This is a genomic window from Arthrobacter silviterrae, from assembly GCF_011045165.1.
GTDB classification, from domain to species: domain Bacteria; phylum Actinomycetota; class Actinomycetes; order Actinomycetales; family Micrococcaceae; genus Specibacter; species Specibacter silviterrae.
In genome coordinates this window covers 1-638 of record NZ_JAAKZI010000099.1, presented here as the reverse complement: position 1 = coordinate 638, position 638 = coordinate 1, and the positions used below count along the sequence as shown (strand labels likewise).

1 protein-coding gene is annotated in these 638 nt (G+C 68.3%); it reads left to right on the top strand.

The window, feature by feature from the left end:
- On the top strand, nucleotides 1–638 hold a 638-nt coding region (locus tag G6N77_RS19570), incomplete at both ends, for a Mu transposase domain-containing protein (RefSeq protein WP_420867323.1).

Here is a 638-nt window from a genome sequence, read left to right as displayed (position 1 = left end):
GACAAACCCCGCGTGGAGCGGGTGGTGCAGTATGTGCGCGGGAATTTCTTCGCCGGGGAGGTCTTCGCCGATCTGGAGGATGCCCAGGCCCGGGCCGTGTTCTGGTGCCAGGAAAAGGCCGGGATGCGTATTCATGGCCCGACCCAGGCGCGCCCGGCGGAGGTCTTCACCGCCGAGGAAGCCCCGGCCTTGTTGCCGGCCCCGGCGGACTATGACGTGCCCTTGTTCAAGGAAGCGAAGGTCCACCGTGACCACCACCTCGAGATCGGCAAGGCCCTGTACTCGGTGCCCGGGGACTACATCGGCTCCCAGGTCGACGTGCGCGCCGACAGCGAGCTGGTGAAGATCTACCACCGCGGGCAGCTGATCAAGACCCATCCGCGGATGCGGCCCGGGACCCGCTCCACCGATCCGTCCGACCTGCCCGAGCACAAGAGCGCCTACGCGTTGCGGGACATCACCCACCTGATCGGCCTCTGCGCCGGGCACGGGGAAAACATCGGCATCTACGCCGAACGGATCCTCGATGACCCGCTGCCCTGGACGAGGATGCGCGCCGTCTACCGGCTCATTGGCCTCGTGCGCCAGTACGGGCCGGCCGCGGTGGAGGCCGCGTGCGCCAAGGCCCTGGACCTGGA